Source organism: Pseudomonas shiyinii (assembly GCF_056725765.1).
This window is the reverse complement of sequence record NZ_CM161522.1, coordinates 4547893-4564103: the sequence shown is the minus strand read 5'-3', so window position 1 is coordinate 4564103 and position 16211 is coordinate 4547893. Positions and strand designations below refer to the sequence as shown.

General features: G+C 65.5%; 15 protein-coding genes. 9 read left to right on the top strand and 6 right to left on the bottom strand.

Translation table 11 applies throughout. The features are described 5' to 3' along the window. The first annotated feature begins 58 nt into the window (after positions 1-58). Entirely contained in the window at positions 59-493 is a 435-nt protein-coding gene (locus tag ACXHGZ_RS20620; RefSeq protein ID WP_368828778.1) for an acyl-CoA thioesterase, read from the top strand. A 74-nt stretch (positions 494-567) separates the two neighbouring features. On the opposite strand, the gene ACXHGZ_RS20615 is transcribed toward ACXHGZ_RS20620, so the two are convergent. Together ACXHGZ_RS20615 and fdhD are read right to left on the bottom strand one after the other, a co-directional pair. Next, complete coding sequence (locus ACXHGZ_RS20615; protein ID WP_368828779.1) at positions 568-1053, bottom strand: YMGG-like glycine zipper-containing protein; 486 nt, start codon at positions 1051-1053, stop codon at positions 568-570. 189 nt (positions 1054-1242) lie between these two features. Further along, positions 1243-2085, bottom strand: a complete 843-nt coding sequence (fdhD, locus tag ACXHGZ_RS20610; protein WP_480461285.1) for a formate dehydrogenase accessory sulfurtransferase FdhD — start codon at positions 2083-2085, stop codon at positions 1243-1245. Positions 2086-2259: 174 nt separating this feature from the next. Between fdhD and lysM the strand changes: the two genes are divergently transcribed. Beyond that, a complete protein-coding gene (gene lysM / locus ACXHGZ_RS20605; protein ID WP_480461284.1) occupies positions 2260-2700 on the top strand; it encodes a peptidoglycan-binding protein LysM in 441 nt (146 codons plus the stop codon). A gap of 136 nt (positions 2701-2836) precedes the next feature. On the opposite strand, the gene yrfG is transcribed toward lysM, so the two are convergent. Next, positions 2837-3499, bottom strand: a complete 663-nt coding sequence (gene yrfG / locus ACXHGZ_RS20600; RefSeq protein WP_480461282.1) for a GMP/IMP nucleotidase — start codon at positions 3497-3499, stop codon at positions 2837-2839. Between the two features lie 64 nt (positions 3500-3563). Here yrfG and nudE point away from each other — a divergent pair, with 64 nt between their 5' ends. Beyond that, positions 3564-4130 carry an ADP compounds hydrolase NudE gene (gene nudE / locus ACXHGZ_RS20595; RefSeq protein ID WP_084853701.1) on the top strand — a complete coding sequence of 189 codons (567 nt, stop codon included), beginning with the start codon at positions 3564-3566 and terminating at the stop codon, positions 4128-4130. Then, on the top strand, positions 4127-4957 hold the full coding sequence (gene cysQ, locus ACXHGZ_RS20590; protein ID WP_480461280.1) for a 3'(2'),5'-bisphosphate nucleotidase CysQ: 831 nt from the start codon (positions 4127-4129) through the stop codon (positions 4955-4957). The genes nudE and cysQ overlap by 4 nt, the downstream gene beginning before the upstream one ends. A gap of 217 nt (positions 4958-5174) precedes the next feature. Here cysQ and ACXHGZ_RS20585 read toward each other — a convergent pair whose 3' ends face one another. The 3 genes from ACXHGZ_RS20585 to ACXHGZ_RS20575 are packed head-to-tail and all read right to left on the bottom strand — an operon-like array spanning position 5175 to position 8847. Continuing rightward, complete coding sequence (locus tag ACXHGZ_RS20585; protein WP_480461279.1) at positions 5175-5630, bottom strand: thioesterase domain-containing protein; 456 nt, start codon at positions 5628-5630, stop codon at positions 5175-5177. Then, the gene (locus tag ACXHGZ_RS20580) at positions 5627-7036 is read right to left on the bottom strand and encodes a sigma-54-dependent transcriptional regulator (RefSeq protein WP_480461277.1); all 1410 of its coding nucleotides are present in this window, start codon (positions 7034-7036) and stop codon (positions 5627-5629) included. Before ACXHGZ_RS20580 ends, ACXHGZ_RS20585 begins: the two co-directional genes overlap by 4 nt. After that, a complete protein-coding gene (locus ACXHGZ_RS20575; RefSeq protein WP_480461275.1) occupies positions 7033-8847 on the bottom strand; it encodes a sensor histidine kinase in 1815 nt (604 codons plus the stop codon). The genes ACXHGZ_RS20580 and ACXHGZ_RS20575 overlap by 4 nt, the downstream gene beginning before the upstream one ends. 148 nt (positions 8848-8995) lie before the next feature. On the opposite strand from ACXHGZ_RS20575, the gene ACXHGZ_RS20570 reads away from it, so the two are divergent. From ACXHGZ_RS20570 to ACXHGZ_RS20550, 5 genes are all read left to right on the top strand, one after another. After that, positions 8996-11893 carry an aminotransferase gene (locus ACXHGZ_RS20570; protein ID WP_480461273.1) on the top strand — a complete coding sequence of 966 codons (2898 nt, stop codon included), beginning with the start codon at positions 8996-8998 and terminating at the stop codon, positions 11891-11893. Positions 11894-12133: 240 nt separating this feature from the next. Beyond that, entirely contained in the window at positions 12134-13240 is a 1107-nt protein-coding gene (aguA, locus tag ACXHGZ_RS20565) for an agmatine deiminase (RefSeq protein WP_480461271.1), read from the top strand. A 238-nt stretch (positions 13241-13478) separates the two neighbouring features. Further along, positions 13479-14060: an alpha/beta hydrolase gene (locus tag ACXHGZ_RS20560; protein ID WP_324814302.1), complete on the top strand. Its 582-nt coding sequence runs from the start codon at positions 13479-13481 to the stop codon at positions 14058-14060. A 64-nt stretch (positions 14061-14124) separates the two neighbouring features. After that, on the top strand, positions 14125-15072 hold the full coding sequence (locus ACXHGZ_RS20555) for a sigma 54-interacting transcriptional regulator (protein WP_480461269.1): 948 nt from the start codon (positions 14125-14127) through the stop codon (positions 15070-15072). A 176-nt stretch (positions 15073-15248) separates the two neighbouring features. After that, entirely contained in the window at positions 15249-16034 is a 786-nt protein-coding gene (locus ACXHGZ_RS20550; protein ID WP_480461268.1) for a MetQ/NlpA family ABC transporter substrate-binding protein, read from the top strand. The last annotated feature ends 177 nt before the right edge of the window (positions 16035-16211 follow it).

The following is a 16211-nucleotide window of genomic DNA, read 5'->3' as shown; positions in this document are numbered from 1 at the left end:
CGCTCCTTGGCCCTGCACGATGCTATCTTCACTTTGGGTAACCAAGCCTGGGTAACCTATGACCGAATCCCCTCAGCGCAGCCATTTCAACCATTTCCATCCCATCCTCACCCGCCCGCAGGATAACGACCTCAATGGCCACATCGCTGGCGCCACGGTGCATGGCTACTTCGAGACGGCGCTGCAGGCGTTCCTTGTGGAACAGGCCGAGCTGGACCTGCGTGACGGCGAGCTGGCTGGGGTGGTGATCAGTTCGGCGGCGCAGTTCTATGCCCTGCCAGGGTTTCCTGATGTGCTGGAAGTGGGCCTGGGCGTGGCGCGCCTGGCGGGCAGTACCGTGGAATACCGCCTGGCGCTGTTTCGCCCCGGCGAGGCGCAGGCCCTGGCGGCAGGTACCTTGGTGCAGGTGTTCGTGGAGCGTGCGTCGGGCCAGCCGGTGGCCTTGGCCGATACATTGCGCATGACCCTGGTGGGCCTGCAGCTCAACGGCTGATCATCGATCCACCGCAAACGAAAAGGCCCTGCCGGTCAGGGCAGGGCCTTCTTGTGGACTAAGCTATTCAGCGATCAGTCGTCATAACGCCAGTGGCGCTTGTGCTTGCGATGGCCGTAGTGGTGGCCACGGTCCCAGTGGCGACGGCCATCATAGTCGCGACGATAACGGCGACGATCGTCCCAATCGTCTTCGTCGGCCTTGTTGCCCAGGTAGTTACCCAGCGCACCACCGACGCCACCGCCTGCGGCTGCACCAATGTGGCTACCAGTGGTGCCCCCCATCGAACGACCGACCACGTTACCGCCGGCAGCGCCCAGAGCGCCACCGATGGCGGCTTCACCGCGCTGGCGCTTGTCGGCACCCAGGGCACCGCCGGCCGCACCGCCCAAGCCGGCACCAATGGCGCCGCCGGTGCTACCACCGATGGAGTTGCCCACTACGGAGCCGAGTACCCCACCCAATGCGCCGCCAATGCCGGCCTCGGTATTGCCGCCTGCCATGGCAACGCCGCTGAGCAGGCTAAAGGACAACAACAGAATCGAGGAGTACTTCTTCATTCAAGAGAGCCTCATAGGGATGACGAGGCGAATGTGAGGCTCGGCGAGGCGTCTGGCAATTGAAATCCGACGAGTAGCACGAGTTGTACACAATTCTCTAACTTATTGTTTTCTATATGGAACTTTCTTCATTTTCGCGTGTCTGAGCTATTTGAAACCAAGCCCTGCCCACCCCGGACAGGGCTTTTTTCATGGCTGTTTGCCAGCCTCCATGACCGGGCTGAACACGCGCGGCGGGCTGTGCTTGGGCAGGTGGATCAGGTTGAGGTTGTGTTTGCGCGCCCATTGCAGCGCCAAGCCGGTAGGGGCCGAGAGGCTGACCAGGGTCTGGATGCCGGCACGCAACACTTTCTGGATCAGTTCCAGGCTGCAGCGGCTGGTGACGATGGCCAGGCCGCCGTCGGTGTCGATGCGCTGGCGCAGTAGGGCGCCGATCAGCTTGTCCAGGGCATTGTGCCGACCGATATCTTCGCGGCCCATGAGCAGTTGGCCTTGTCGGTCCATGAACAGGGCGGCATGCACCGCGCCGCAATGCTGTCCCAAAGGCTGGTAGGCATCGATGCGTTGGCGCAGGCCGGCCAGCCATTGAGCTGGCGGCAGCGGTGCACCGGGCAGTTCGGCCAGCTCCGGCAACGCCTGCTCCAGGGCTTCGACGCCACACAGGCCGCAACCGCTGGTGCCGGCCAACTGGCGGCGCTGGTGCTTCAGGTTCCAGAACGCACGGCTGGAGATCTCCAGGTCCGCATACAAGGCCGAGCCGCTGCCGGACAGCTTCACGTCATAGATTTCATCGGTGCTTTCGACAATGCCGCTGCCGACACTGAAGCCGACCGCGAAGTCTTCCAGGTCGGTGGGGCTGACCAGCATCACCGCCTGGTTCAGGCCGTTGTAGGCGATGGCCAGGGCGACTTCCTCGGCGAGCGGGGTCGAGTCTGCTGCACCATCGGTGAGCTGCACGTAGTCGTAGGTATTGCTGGCGGCCGGCAGAGCAGCAGGCATGGATGCCGCGCAGACCGGGGGTTTGCTGTTCATCAGGGCGGATCACCGGCGGCTTTGTTACGGCACAAGCCTATGCCCCTGGGGCAGTGGCGTCCAGTTGCCAGGTTCTATGCCGTGATAGAGCGGATTGATCGGCTTCCGGGCGGCAGAGTGGGCAAAGCTGTCCTAGACTCCTGCTTCCTGGAATTCACCATCAAGGAGTGTGACATGAGCCTGTTCAGTTTCGTGAAGGAAGCCGGCGAAAAGCTGATCGACCTGCTGACACCCGGTAACGCCAATGCCGAGGAGCAACTCAAGAAGCATGTAGAAAGCGTTGGCCTGGGCAACCCGAACATTTCCGCCACGGTCGAGGGCGATAAGATCATTCTCAAGGGCGAGGTTGCCAGCCAGGAGGAGAAGGAGAAGATCATCCTGGCTGCGGGCAACATCGACGGCGTCGCCACGGTGGATGACCAGATCACCGTCACCGGGCCGGTGGCCCAGGCAGCGCGCTTCGTCACGGTGAAAAAGGGCGACACCCTCAGTGCCATTGCCAAGGCCGCGTACGGCGATGCCAACCAGTACAACAAGATCTTCGAGGCCAACAAACCGATGCTCAAGCACCCGGACAAGATCTACCCGGGGCAGGTGCTGCGTATTCCTGACTGACCCTATGCCGTAACCTGTACCGGCCCTAGCGCGGGACAAGCCCGCTTCCACAGGGGCAGCATTCGCTCGTGCCCGTTGCAAGGCAGTTGATGCGACGGTGACCCCTATGGGAGCGGGTTTACCCGCGAATGCCTTGTCACAGTCCCGCCAGCAACGCCCGGTAATCCTCCACCGCCGCGAACTCCTGGGTATCGCGTGGTCCCGCCTTGCTGTCGGGTTCACGCACCGCCAGCAGGTGCTGCACACCAAAGTGCCGTGCACTGCGCAGAATCGCCAGGGTATCGTCGATGAACAGGCTGCGCGCGGGCTCGAAGCCGATATCCGCCTGCAGCGCATCCCAGAACTGCGCGCTTTCCTTCGGGTAACCGTAGTCATGGGAGCTGATCAGCCGCTCGAAGTACGGCGCCAGCTCCACCCGCTCCAGCTTCAGCGACAGCGAGTCGCGATGGGCGTTGGTGATCAATATCACCCGTTTGTCGGCCTTGCGTAGCGCCTCGAGGAAGGTGTCGGCATCCGGGCGCAGGGCGATCAGGTCGGCGATTTCCTGCTTGAGCTCGCGGATCGGCAGCTTCAGCTCGCGGCTCCAGAAGTCCAGGCAGTACCAGTTCAGGGTACCGGCGTTGCGCTCGAACAATGGCTGCAGCTCCAGCTCCGCCATGGCCCGGCTGATGCCGTGCAGCTCGGCATAGCGCTGGGGCAGGTGTTCCAGCCAGAACTGGTTGTCGTAGTGCAGGTCGAGCAGGGTGCCATCCATGTCCAGCAGGACGGTATCGATGGCGGACCAGGGAAGAACAGGCATGGGAAACTCTCGATCGGTCGGCAAGCCACGGTATAGTAACCCGTTCACGCCAAGGAGCCGCCCCATGCGCCAGAAACCCACCGTACTCGCTCGCGAAATCGTCGCCAGCAGCCGCCTGTTCCGCGTCGAAGCCGTGCAGTTGCGCTTTTCCAACGGCACCGAGCGGACCTACGAGCGCCTGGTCGGCCGCGGCAACGGCTATGGTGCGGTGATGGTGGTGGCGATGCTCGACGCCGAGCATGCGGTCCTGGTGGAAGAGTACTGTGGTGGCACCGACGAATATGAATTGTCGTTGCCCAAGGGCCTGATCGAGCCGGGGGAGGACGTGCTGGCGGCCGCCAACCGTGAGCTCAAGGAGGAGGCAGGTTTCGGCGCGCACCAGCTGGAGCACCTGACCGAGCTGTCGCTCTCGCCTGGCTACATGAGCCAGAAGATCCAGGTGGTGCTGGCCACCGACCTTTATGAAGAACGCCTCGAAGGTGACGAGCCGGAGCCGATGCGCGTGGACAAGGTCAACCTGCGCGAGCTGTCGGCCTTGGCCATGCACCCGCAGTTCTCCGAAGGCCGGGCCTTGGCGGCGCTGTATCTGGCTCGTGACCTGTTGATCCAGCGGGGGCAGTTGAGCGCATGAACGACCAGCAGCTGATGCTCGAAGTGGTAAAGCTGGCCCGCCTGGCTGGCGAGTCGATCCTGCCGTTCTGGCGTGCCAACGTGGCGGTGACCAACAAGGCGGACGATTCGCCGGTGACCGCGGCCGACCTCGCTGCCCACCGGGTGATCGCCGAGGGCTTGCAGGCCTTGGCGCCGCACATCCCGGTGCTGTCCGAAGAAGACTGCGACATCGCCCTGGGCGAACGCCGGGCCTGGACACGCTGGTGGTTGGTCGACCCCCTGGACGGCACCAAGGAGTTCATCGCTGGCAGCGAGGAGTTCACGGTCAACATCGCCTTGATCGAGCGCGGCGAGGTGGTGTTCGGCGTGGTGTCGATGCCGACCAACGGCTGCTGTTATTTCGGCGGCCGCCAGTTGGGTGCATGGCGCGCGCAAGCGGGCGCCGAGGCCGAGCCGATTCAGGTGCGCCGGCAACCGCCACAGGAAGGGCGTTTCACCGTTGTGGCCAGCAAACGGCATTCCAGCCCGCAGCAGGAGGCGTTGCTGGGTGGGTTGGGCAGTGCGGTCGGGGAGCTGGAGCTGGCCAACGTGGGCAGCTCGCTGAAGTTCTGCCTGCTGGCCGAAGGGGCAGCCGATTGCTATCCACGGCTGGCGCCGACGTCGCAATGGGACACTGCTGCCGCCCAGGGCGTGCTCGAAGGCGCTGGGGGCGAGGTGATAGGCCTTGATGGCCAGCCGTTCCGCTATCCGGCGCGTGAATCGTTGCTCAACCCGTTCTTCCTCGCCTTGCCGGCTGCGGCGCCGTGGCGTGCGGCACTGTTGCAGTTGGCTGCTGCGATCGGTTGAGGTTGGGCGGGGCGGCGGTGCAGCCCCATCGCCGGCAAGCCGGCTCCCACAAGAATATGCCGTACACCCGGTCCCGGTGGGGGCAACTGCCTTGAATGCTAGCCCCGGCCCTATCGGTGGCAAGCCAGTTCTCACCGGTAGGGCGGGGTCTCTTAAAGCAGCGCAGGGCAGGTGGGAGCCGGCTTGCCGGCGATGGGGCGCGAAGCGGCCCTATATGTCAGCGATGCAACACGTACTGCCCGCTGAATTTCACGGCAGGCGCGTCACTGCCAGCATTGCACACCACCGTCTCGAGGGTCAGCCGCGCCCGCCCTCGGCGCTGGTACATCGCCAGGAAGCGCTCCCAGGTCTTCTTGTCCGGCGCCGGGCAACTGGCGATAGCCGCCCCGGTGACCGGTAGCGGATAGCTGATCTGGCCTTCCTGGATGACGATATGCCCATCGTCGATACCCAGCTCGCGCAGGCGCAGGTGCAACCAGCCCCAGCCCACCAGCACCGCGGCGCAATACAGGCTGCCGCCGAACATGGTGCTCTTGTGGTTGACGTTGGGCGCCAGCGGCAACTGCAGGCGCAGGCGCTGGTCGTGCCAGTCGATGACGGCCATGCCCATCTCGCGGGTCAGGGGAATGTCGTTATGCAGTACGGACTGCAGGTACTGGCTGTCGCTGGTCATGGGCGGTTGTCCTCCGGGTCGTCTTGCCCGCTGGCGCTGTCGGCGAAGCTCAGGCCGTGCTTGCGCAGCTTGTCGTGCAGGGTCTTGCGCGGAATGCCGAGGGCCTCGGCCAGGCTGCGCATGGAGCTGTGTGGCTGAGCCAGTTCGGCAGCGATCAGCGAGCGCTCGAAATGCTCGACCTGTTCGCTGAGGTTGCCGGTTCGTACAGGCTCGGCGGTGGCGGGGGCAGCAGGCGCCTGGCCATCGAGGGCCAGCTCCAGGCCCAGGGCGAAGCGTTCGGCGGCGTTCTGCAGCTCGCGCACATTGCCTGGCCAGTCGTGGCGCAGCAGCAGGGCGCGATGGGCGGGTTGCAGGCTGTTGGCCGGCAGGCCATGGCGCTGGCTGGCGGCATCGGCGAAATGCTGGAACAGCACCAGGATATCGTCGCCGCGCTCGCGCAGGGGCGGGATGCGCAGGGGCGCCACGTTCAGGCGGTAGTACAGGTCGGCGCGGAAGCGCCCCTGGTCGGCGGCCTGGCGCAGGTCCTCCTTGGTGGCGGCGATGATGCGGATATCCAGCGGGATCAGCTGGTTGCCGCCCAGGCGCTCCACCACGCGCTCCTGCAGAAGGCGCAGCAGCTTGACCTGCACATCCAGGCTCATGCTTTCGATTTCGTCGAGGAACAGCGTGCCCCCGTTGGCGAATTCGAACTTGCCGATACGGCGCTTCTGCGCCCCGGTGAAGGCGCCCGGCTCATGGCCGAACAGTTCGCTTTCGACCACCGACTCGGCGAGCGCGCCGGCATTGATCGCCACGAACGGGCCGTCGCGACGGCTCGACAGGTCGTGCAGGGCGCGGGCCACGACTTCTTTGCCGGCACCGGTTTCGCCAAGGATCAGCACGTCGGCGCGGGTCGCAGCCAGGGCACCGATCTGCTCGCGCAGGCGCTGCATGGCCGGCGACTGGCCGACCAGGCGCGCGGACAGCTCCTGGCGGTCGCTCAGGGCCAGGCGCAGGCTGCGGTTGTCCAGCACCAGGCGGCGCAGGGCCAAGGCGCGGCGCACGCTGTCGAGCAGGGCATCGCTGGCGAAGGGTTTTTCCAGAAAGTCATAGGCACCGGCGCGCATGGCCTGCACGGCCAGCGGCACGTCGCCGTGGCCGGTGATCAGCAGCACCGGCAGCTCGCTGTCGCGCCCGTGCAGTTGTTCCAATAGTTGCAGGCCATCGATGCCGGGCATGCGGATGTCGCTGACCACCACGCCAGGCCAGTCCGGCTCGATACGCTCGGCCAGCCCCTGGGCATCGGCCAGGGCCGCGACCTTGAGCCCGGCCAGGTCCAGGGTCTGGCCCAGGGCCTGGCGCAGGTGCGGATCGTCGTCCACCAGGATGACCTGGGTGCGGCTGTCGATCTGTGTCTCGGTCGTCATGCCGAGGGGTCCTCCGAAGATTGCAGGTTGGCGCCGGGCTTGGCCACGCGCAGTCGCAGGGTCAGCAGGGCGCCGCCTTCCGGGTGGTTACCCAGCAGCAGCTCGCCGCCCAGGGCATGCATCAGGCTTTCGCAGATGGCCAGCCCCAACCCCAGGCCCTGGGTGCGGGTCTTGGTGGTGAAGAAGGGCTCCTTGGCATGCTCCAGGGCCTGGCGGCTGAAACCGGGGCCATTGTCGCGAATGTACAGGTAGACGCAGTCATCCTGGCGTTCGGCACTGAGCCATAGCTTGCGTGGGTTGGCTTTTTCGGTGAGTGCGTCGAGGGCGTTGGCCAACAGGTTGCCAAGTACCTGGCGCAGGCGCGTTTCGCCGGCCTGCACCCAGAGTGTGGCCTCGGGCAGGTCGCGTACCAGCTCCACGGCCATGGCCCGGCGACGCTTGGCCAGCAGCGCCAGGGCATCGTCCAGCGCCGGCTGCAGGGCCACGCTTTCCGGCGCGTGCTGGTCGCGGCGGGCAAAGGCACGCAGGTGGGTGATGATCGAGGCCATGCGACCGGTCAGCTCGCCGATCAGCTTGAGGTTGCCGCGTACGTCCTCGGTGCGCTGGTGGTCCAGGAGGATCTCGGCGTTCTCGGCATAGCTGCGGATCGCCGCCAGGGGCTGGTTGAGTTCATGGCTGATGCTCGCCGACATGGTGCCGAGCACCGACAACTTGCCCGCCTGGACCAGTTCATCCTGGGCGCGCACCAGCTCCTGCTGGGCCTGTTCGCGCTCGAGCACTTCTTTCTTCAGCCGGGTATTGAGGCCCTCGAGGTCGGCGGTGCGCTCCATGACGCGTTGTTCAAGCTGTTGGCGCCCGCGCGCCTCGAAGTCGATGCGGTCGATGTAGTGGCGCCGACGCTGCATCACCAGGCCGGCCAGCAGCATCAGCACCAGCAAGGCGCCAGCGCCGATGGCCATGACGGTCTGCACCGAGCGATCGACCAGGATGCGCGGGGCAAGGATGCTGACCTGCCAGCCGGTCTCCTTGATGTCGCGGGTCTGTACCAGCCAGGCGGCAGGGTTGAGGTTCAGCGGCTGGGGCGCCTGGGTCGGGTAGGGCTGGATGGCGACGATCGCCTCGCGCTCGGCCGGGGTCAGCTCGCGGGTGGCGCGGAAACGCCAGTCCGGGCGGGAGGTCAGGACCACCACGCCGTTCTGGTCGGTCAGCAGCAGTTGCTCGGGCGTACGTCCCCACAGGGTCTCGGTGTGGTCGAGGTCGACCTTGACCACCAACACGCCTACGACCTTGTCCCGGTCGTGCACCGCCGCAGCGAAGAAGTAGCCGCGCTTGGCCGACGTGGTGCCCTGGCCGAAGAAGCGCCCCAGGCGCCCCTCCATGGCTTCGAGGAAGTAGGGGCGAAAGGCGAAGTTGCGGCCCACGAAGCTGTCGTGCTTGTCCCAGTTGGACGCCGCCAGGGTATTGCCGCTGACATCCATCAGGTACATCACCTCGGCGCCGGTCTGCCTGGCGATTTCCTTGAGCAGGCGGTTGGCGTTGGTGATCGCCTCGGTCTTGAACGGGTCGTGCAGCGCACCGCGCAGGGCCGGCAGGTCGCCGAGGATGCGCGGCAGGGTCTCGTAGCGGTGCAGGGTGCCCAGCAGGTTGGCGACATAGAGGTCGAGGGTCTGGCGATTCTGCGAGGCCAGCTCATCCTGGTAGTAGCGCTCGGCCAGGTGATGCAGCGGCCAGAGCAGGGGTGCCAGGCACAGGGCCAGCAGGGCGAGGCTGCGCCAGCGTGGGCGTCGTGGAGGCGTTTGGGTTGGAATCATCTATACGGGCGCCAGAAGGATCTGGCGCAATTATGCGCTACTTGCGTCTGTCCACCAGCGCCGCATAGCCATGCTTTTGTCATCGGCCTCTTGTATATCGCCGTGAGCAGTGGCGATATAGGCGACAAAAAAACCGAGGTTCCCTCCCATGCCCTTGAGCACCCTGATCCAGCGTTCCAGCCAGCCCAGCCCCTCGCTCAGCGAAGCCCAGGCCCACGCCCTGCTGCGAGCGCACTACGACCTGGCAGGGCGCTTGCAACCGTTGGGCAGCCAGCAGGACTTGAACCTGTTGTTGGACTGCGACCAGGGGCGCTTCGTGCTCAAGGCCTGCCACGGCAGCTATGCCCAGGTGGAGCTCGAGGCGCAGCATGCGGCGCTGGCCTACCTGGGCGAACAGGGCCTGCCGGTGCCACAGGTGCGCCGGGCGCGCGCTGGCCAGGACCTGCTGGCCGTGGAGGTCGACGGTCAGCCACTGCGGGTGCGCCTGCTCGACTACATCGATGGCCAGCCGCTGACCCGTCTTGCGCACATGCCGGCAAGGCTGGTAGCCGAGCTGGGCGCGCTGTGCGCCCGGGTCGACCAGGCCCTGGCCGGCTTCGATCACCCTGGCCTCGAGCGCACCCTGCAATGGGACCCGCGCCACGCCCAGGGGCTGATCGAACACTTGCTGCCGGTGCTGGGCGACGAGCGCCGCCAACGCGTCGAGCGCGTCACTGGCTTGGCCGTCGACTGTCTGCAGCCGCTGGTGGTCGATCTGCCGACCCAGGCCGTGCACCTGGACATCACCGATGACAATACCGTCTGGGCGCGTGACGAGGCGCGCCAGTGGCAGTTGCAGGGCGTCATCGACTTCGGCGACCTGCTGCGCACCTGGCGCATCGCCGACCTGTCCGTCACCTGCGCGGCGCTGCTGCACCATGCCGAAGGCGACCCGCTGCGCATCCTGCCGGCCGTTCGTGCCTATCACGCCGTCAACCCGCTGCAGGAGGCCGAACTGCGCGCTCTGTGGCCGCTGGTGCTGATGCGTGCCGCCGTGTTGGTGCTCAGCAGCGAACAGCAGTTGCGGGTCGACCCGGGCAATCAATACATCCGCGATAACATCGCCCATGAATGGGCCATCTTCGATACGGCCGCTGCCGTGCCGCTCGCCCTGATGGAAGCTGCGATTCTCCAGGCCGCGGGCGGTGCGCTGGCGCCTCTGGGGCTGGCTGGATGCGCGCCGTTGATCCCGGCCCTGGTGGGGCAGGCGGTGACACGCGTCGATCTCGGGGTGCTCAGCCCGCACTGCGAGGCGGGCAATTGGGAGCAGCCGGGCTTCGACCAGCGGCTGCTGGCTGCCCAGGCAGGCCCGGCCTGTACCCTGCACGGCCAGTATCGGCTGTCGCAGACCCATATCGACCGCCCCGAGGAGCCAGCCACCTGCGCCTTGGGCGTGGAGCTCAGCGTACCGGCCGGCACCGCGCTGCAGGCCCCTGAGGCGGGCACCTGGGAGCGTACCGGGGACGGTCGCGGACGATTGCGCACCGCAGCCTGGAGCCTTTGGCTGAGCGGGCTGGAAGAGGCGCCGGCAGACGGCCAGGCGCTGGCCAAGGGGCAGCCCTTGGGACTGACCTGCGGCTTTCTCAATGTCCAGTTGTGCCGGGGCGACGAACAGCGCCCGCCGTTCTTCGCCACGCCGTCCCAGGCCGACGCCTGGCTGGCCCTGTGCCCGTCGCCGCGCGCCCTGCTCGGGTTCGATTGCGACGCCGAGCCGCTGGTCGATGCCCAGGCCTTGCTGGCGCGCCGCGATGCCAGCTTCGCCCGTTCGCAGAAGCATTACTACGCCCAGCCGCCGCATATCGAGCGTGGCTGGCGCAACTACCTGATCGACATGCAGGGCCGCTCCTACCTGGACATGCTCAACAACGTTGCCGTGCTGGGCCATGGCCATCCGCGCATGGCCGCCGAGTCGGCACGCCAGTGGTCGTTGGTCAATACCAACTCACGCTTCCACTATGCGGCCATCGCCGAATTCTCCGAGCGCCTGCTCGAGTTGGCACCGGAGGGCTTCGACCGGGTGTTCCTGGTCAACAGCGGCACCGAGGCCAACGACCTGGCCATCCGCCTGGCCTGGGCCTACAGCGGTGGGCGCGACCTGCTCAGCGTGCTGGAGGCCTACCATGGCTGGTCGGTGGCCACCGACGCCATCTCCACCTCCATCGCCGACAACCCCCAGGCCTTGGAAACCCGCCCGGACTGGGTACACCCGGTGGAAGCGCCGAACACCTTCCGCGGGCGCTTCCGTGGCCCGGACTGTGCAGCGGGCTACCTGCGCGATGTCGATGCCAAGCTTGCCGACCTGGATGCTCGTGGCCGCCAGCTGGCCGGTTTCATCTGCGAGCCGGTGTATGGCAATGCCGGCGGCATTGCCTTGCCGGCAGGCTACCTGCGCGAAGCCTACGCCAAGGTACGCGCCCGCGGCGGCGTGTGCATCGCCGACGAGGTGCAGGTCGGCTATGGCCGCCTGGGCGAGTATTTCTGGGGCTTCGAAGAGCAAGGCGTGGTGCCGGACATCATCACCATGGCCAAGGGCATGGGCAATGGCCAGCCGCTGGGCGCGGTGATCACCCGCCGTGAGATTGCCGAGGCCTTGGAGGCCGAGGGCTACTTCTTCTCTTCGGCCGGCGGTAGCCCGGTCAGTTGCCGTATCGGCATGGCGGTGCTGGATGTGATGCAGGAGGAGGGCTTGTGGGAAAACACCCGGGAAGTCGGGCGCTATTTCAAGGCCCGCCTGCAGGCGCTCGTCGATAAACATCCGCTTGCCGGTGCCGCCCACGGTTCCGGTTTCTACCTGGGTCTGGAGCTGGTGCGCGACCGCCAGACCCTGGAGCCGGCCACCGAGGAAACCATGGCCCTGTGCAACCGCCTGCGCGACCTGGGCATCTTCATGCAGCCGACCGGTGATTACCTGAACATCCTCAAGATCAAGCCACCCATGTGCACCACGCGCGCCAGCGTGGACTACTTCGTCGATTGCGTGGATCGGATTCTCGGCGAAGGCCTCTAACACCTGCATTAGTAGCCACCTGAGCCGATTGTTATCGGCTTTGGTGGCGTTTTTATGGGCGAAATATTTTGTCCTACGGCTTCTAAGTTCGATTTTTATCGAGTATATAATGAGGTACCGAACAGGGCAGCTGGGCAGCCTATCGCGGCACAAGCCCGCTCCAGGGGGCTGCGTTTTCCCGACGCCCCGATTGATCAACGACCTGGCGCAGTCGGCGCCGGGCTTTTGCAGAGGTTACCGATGAAGACCCTCAATTCGACCCCGCGTGCCGACGGTTTCCACATGCCCGCCGAATGGGCACCACAGACCCAAGTGTGGATGGTCTGGCCGGAGCGCCCGGACAACTGGCGCCTGGGCGGCAAGCCGGCGCAGGCCGCCCACGTGACCCTGGCCAAGGCCATCGCCCGCTTCGAGCCCGTGACCGTCGCGGTCTCCGCTGGCCAGTACGAGAACGCTCGCCGTCAACTGGATATCCCCAATATTCGTGTGGTGGAAATCAGCAACGACGACGCCTGGGTACGTGATACCGGCCCGACCTTCGTCATCAACGACCACGGCGAAGTGCGCGGGGTGGACTGGGGCTTCAATGCCTGGGGCGGTTTCGATGGCGGCCTGTACGCACCCTGGAACCGTGACGAGGAGCTGGCCGCCAAGGTCCTGGAAATGGAGCGCTGCCAGCGCTACCACACCGAAGGCTTCGTGCTCGAAGGCGGCTCGATCCATGTCGATGGCGAAGGTACCCTGATCACCACCGAAGAGTGCCTGCTCAACCGCAACCGCAACCCGCACCTCTCCCGCGAGCAGATCGAAGAGGTTCTGCGCGAGCATCTGGCGGTGGACACCATCATCTGGTTGCCGGATGGCCTGTACAACGACGAGACCGACGGCCACGTCGACAACTTCTGCTGCTATGTCAGCCCAGGCGAAGTGCTGCTGGCCTGGACCGATGACGTCAACGACCCGAACTACGCCCGTTGCCAGGCTGCCTATGACGTGCTGAAGAACAGCCGCGACGCCAAGGGCCGCGAGTTCGTCGTGCACAAGATGCCGATCCCGGGCCCGCTGTATGCCACCGAGGAGGAATGCGCCGGTGTCGACCAGGTGGCTGGCAGCCAGGAGCGTGACCCGTCGGTGCGCCTGGCCGGTTCCTACGTCAACTTCCTGATCGTCAATGGCGGCATTATCGCGCCGAGCTTCGACGACCCGGCGGACGCTCAGGCACGCACGATTCTGGCCAAGCTGTTCCCGGACCACGAGGTGGTGATGATCCCGGGGCGCGAATTGCTCCTGGGTGGCGGCAACATTCACTGCCTGACTCAGCAGCAGCCGGCGCCGGTCAAGCGCTGAATTCAGCGCTTGTGATCATTGGGGCTGCTGTGCAGCCCTTCGCGGCACAAGGCCGCTCCTACAGAGATCCTGCGTGCCTCTGCGTCTTCTCTTTATGTAGGAGCGGCCTTGTTCCGCGATGGGCCGCCTCGCGGCCCTTTGGATTCTAGGTTATAAGTAAATATCTTCTTATTCCTTTACTGATATAAACGCCTCCCTATACTTGAGCCCAAGCACGCAAACTTCTGGAGGCGTCCCCATGCGCAATGAGTCGATTCGTTACCTGATTGTGCCGGGCTGGCAAGGATCGCCAGACAACCATTGGCAAAGTCACTGGCAGCGCAGCCTGCCCAACAGTGCCCGGGTCGAGCAGCACGACTGGCTCACCCCGCAGCGGCATGACTGGGTGCACGCGCTGGAGCAGGCGATCGCCGCCGAACGCTCGCCGGTGATCCTGATCGCCCACAGCCTGGGCTGCATCACTGTCGCCCACTGGGCTGCGCAGGCAAGCCCAGCCCTGCTGCGCCAAGTGCACGGGGCGCTGCTGGTGGCGCCGGCGGACGTGGAGCGGCCGACCTGTGCGCCGGCGCTGCGCAATTTCGCGCCGATCCCGCTGCAGGCCCTGCCGTTCCCCAGCCAGGTGGTCAGCTCCGACAACGACCCGGCGGTGAGCGTGCCGCGTGCGCTGCACCTGGCACGGGCATGGGGCGCCGAGGCGGGGCTGCTGGCCAACGCCGGTCACATCAACGTCAAGTCCGGCCACGAGCGTTGGGAACAAGGCTTCGCCTACCTCTACCGGCTGCAGGGTCGGATCGAGCAGCGGGCCTTGCGCCGCGCCTGATCCACCACCGCGTCCCTGAATACCTTGACGCCCGGCCGGCAACGGCCTCGGGCGGGAGCTCGTCATGACTGTGCACAACGCTTTCGGCCAGCCGCTGCTGACCTTTCCCGAACTGGACAAGAGCCCGCTGAGCATCCGTGCCAAGGCCCTGGTGTTCATCGACCCGCGCTCGCAACAGTTGCGCGACGCCCTGGAGCGCCTGGCGCTGCAACCGGTGCCGGTGTTGATCCGCGGCGAGACCGGCACCGGCAAGGAGCTGTTGGCCCGTCAGGTGCATCGGGCCAGCGACCGTGGCGGCTTGTTCGTCTCGGTGAGCTGCGCGGCGATCAGCCCGACCTATGCCGATGCCGAGCTGTTCGGCTACAGCGCCGGTGCCCAGGGCGGGACGGCCGGCGGCCGGGCCGGCTGGTTCGGTTCGGCCAACGGCGGCACCTTGTACCTGGACGAGATCGCCGACCTGCCGCTGGCGATCCAGGGCAAGCTGCTGGCGGCGCTGGAAAACCGCGAGGTCACCCGTGTCGGTGCCCAGCGGCCGCAACCGGTGGACGTACGCTTGGTCGCCGCCTCCAGCATCGACCTGGCCCAGGCCGTGCGCGCCGGGCATTTCAACGAACGCCTCTACCATTACCTGCGTGAAGGCCAGCTGGAGCTGCCGGCGTTGCGCGAGCGGGTCGGGGACATTCTGCCGTTGGCCGAGTATTTCGTAGGTATCTACAGCGTGCGTCTGGGCCGCTCGGTGCCGCTGATCAGCGAGGCCGCGCAGCAAGCCCTGGAAGCCCATGCATGGCCGGGCAATACCCGGGAGCTCGAGAACGTCATCCATTTTGCCCTGCTGGTGAGCGAGGGCGGGCAGATCCTGCCAGAGCATCTGGACCTGCCGGACACCACACCCTTGTCCAGCCTGGCCCGGCAGCTCGAGCAACTGGTCCGCAGCCGCGATCCGCAGACCCGGCATGCCGTGCGCCGGTTGCTGGAGGACTCATTGACGGGCCTGAACGCCTCCGCACGCTAGGGCAGGCGGTCCGCTCATGCTCGAAGCCTATAATGGCCGTTTGTTTTTGGAATAAGCAGCTAAGCAAAAGATATTGTTAAGGAATAAAAATTCCCGGTATCGTCCGTTTCACGCCCCTGCCGAAGGGGCACCGACTTCGCCACTTCGATGGCATCAGCTTGATAACAAGGATCACCATGAAAAAGACCCTGCTGACCGCAGCCCTGGCCGCAGCCCTGTCGCTGACCGGCTTCGCCAACGCCGCTGAAAAACTGGTGGTAGCTGCCACCCCGGTGCCCCACGCCGAGATCCTCGAGTTGATCAAGCCGACCCTGGCCAAGGAAGGCGTGGACCTGCAGATCAAGGTCTTCACCGACTACGTGCAGCCCAACGTCCAAGTCGACCAGAAGCGCCTGGACGCCAACTACTTCCAGACCCTGCCGTACCTGAAGAACTTCAACGAAGGCAAGGGCACGCACCTTGAAACCGTCATTGGCGTGCATGTCGAACCGTTCGGTGGCTATTCGAAGAAGGTCAAGAGCCTGGCTGACCTGGAAGAGGGCGCCACCGTCGCGATCCCCAACGAAGGCAGCAACAGCGGCCGTGCACTGCTGCTCTTGCAGAAGGCTGGCCTGATCACCCTGAAAGACCCCAAGAACGCCCTGGCCACCCCGAAGGACATCGCCGAGAACCCGAAGAAGCTCAAGTTCCGCGAGCTGGAGTCGGCCATGCTGCCGCGTGTGCTGGACCAGGTTGATCTGGACATGATCAACACCAACTATGCCCTGGAAGCTGGCTTGAACCCGGCCAAGGACGCCCTGGTGATCGAGGGCAGCGACTCGCCCTACGTGAACTTCCTGGTCGCCCGCCCGGACAACAAGGACAGCGAGGCCATCCAGAAACTGGCCAAGGCGCTGACCAGCCCAGAGGTAAAGGCATTCATCGCCAAGAAATACAGCGGTGCGGTATTGCCGGCGTTCTGATTCAAGCGCCTGGAAACGACAACGCCGACGCATCTTGCGTCGGCGTTGTCGTTTCTGCGGGGACCAATCAGCGCGAGTTGGCCAGCGCCCGGCGCAAGGCCAGGAGCCATTGAAGCTGTTCGTTGGAAACCGGCGGGCAAGAGCTGTTCATTGTTGTCGTTCCAAGTGAGGGCCGTA

Excerpts from the sequence above, each read along its gene's own strand:
- ACXHGZ_RS20585 (WP_480461279.1), bottom strand. The coding sequence starts at position 5,630 with ATGACCAGCGACAGCCAGTACCTGCAGTCCGTACTGCATAACGACATT.
- ACXHGZ_RS20555 (WP_480461269.1), top strand. The coding sequence starts at position 14,125 with ATGACTGTGCACAACGCTTTCGGCCAGCCGCTGCTGACCTTTCCCGAA.
- ACXHGZ_RS20615 (WP_368828779.1), bottom strand. The coding sequence starts at position 1,053 with ATGAAGAAGTACTCCTCGATTCTGTTGTTGTCCTTTAGCCTGCTCAGC.
- ACXHGZ_RS20550 (WP_480461268.1), top strand. The coding sequence starts at position 15,249 with ATGAAAAAGACCCTGCTGACCGCAGCCCTGGCCGCAGCCCTGTCGCTG.
- nudE (WP_084853701.1), top strand. The coding sequence starts at position 3,564 with ATGCGCCAGAAACCCACCGTACTCGCTCGCGAAATCGTCGCCAGCAGC.
- ACXHGZ_RS20570 (WP_480461273.1), top strand. The coding sequence starts at position 8,996 with ATGCCCTTGAGCACCCTGATCCAGCGTTCCAGCCAGCCCAGCCCCTCG.
- fdhD (WP_480461285.1), bottom strand. The coding sequence starts at position 2,085 with ATGAACAGCAAACCCCCGGTCTGCGCGGCATCCATGCCTGCTGCTCTG.
- aguA (WP_480461271.1), top strand. The coding sequence starts at position 12,134 with ATGAAGACCCTCAATTCGACCCCGCGTGCCGACGGTTTCCACATGCCC.
- yrfG (WP_480461282.1), bottom strand. The coding sequence starts at position 3,499 with ATGCCTGTTCTTCCCTGGTCCGCCATCGATACCGTCCTGCTGGACATG.
- lysM (WP_480461284.1), top strand. The coding sequence starts at position 2,260 with ATGAGCCTGTTCAGTTTCGTGAAGGAAGCCGGCGAAAAGCTGATCGAC.
- ACXHGZ_RS20560 (WP_324814302.1), top strand. The coding sequence starts at position 13,479 with ATGCGCAATGAGTCGATTCGTTACCTGATTGTGCCGGGCTGGCAAGGA.
- cysQ (WP_480461280.1), top strand. The coding sequence starts at position 4,127 with ATGAACGACCAGCAGCTGATGCTCGAAGTGGTAAAGCTGGCCCGCCTG.
- ACXHGZ_RS20580 (WP_480461277.1), bottom strand. The coding sequence starts at position 7,036 with ATGACGACCGAGACACAGATCGACAGCCGCACCCAGGTCATCCTGGTG.
- ACXHGZ_RS20620 (WP_368828778.1), top strand. The coding sequence starts at position 59 with ATGACCGAATCCCCTCAGCGCAGCCATTTCAACCATTTCCATCCCATC.
- ACXHGZ_RS20575 (WP_480461275.1), bottom strand. The coding sequence starts at position 8,847 with ATGATTCCAACCCAAACGCCTCCACGACGCCCACGCTGGCGCAGCCTC.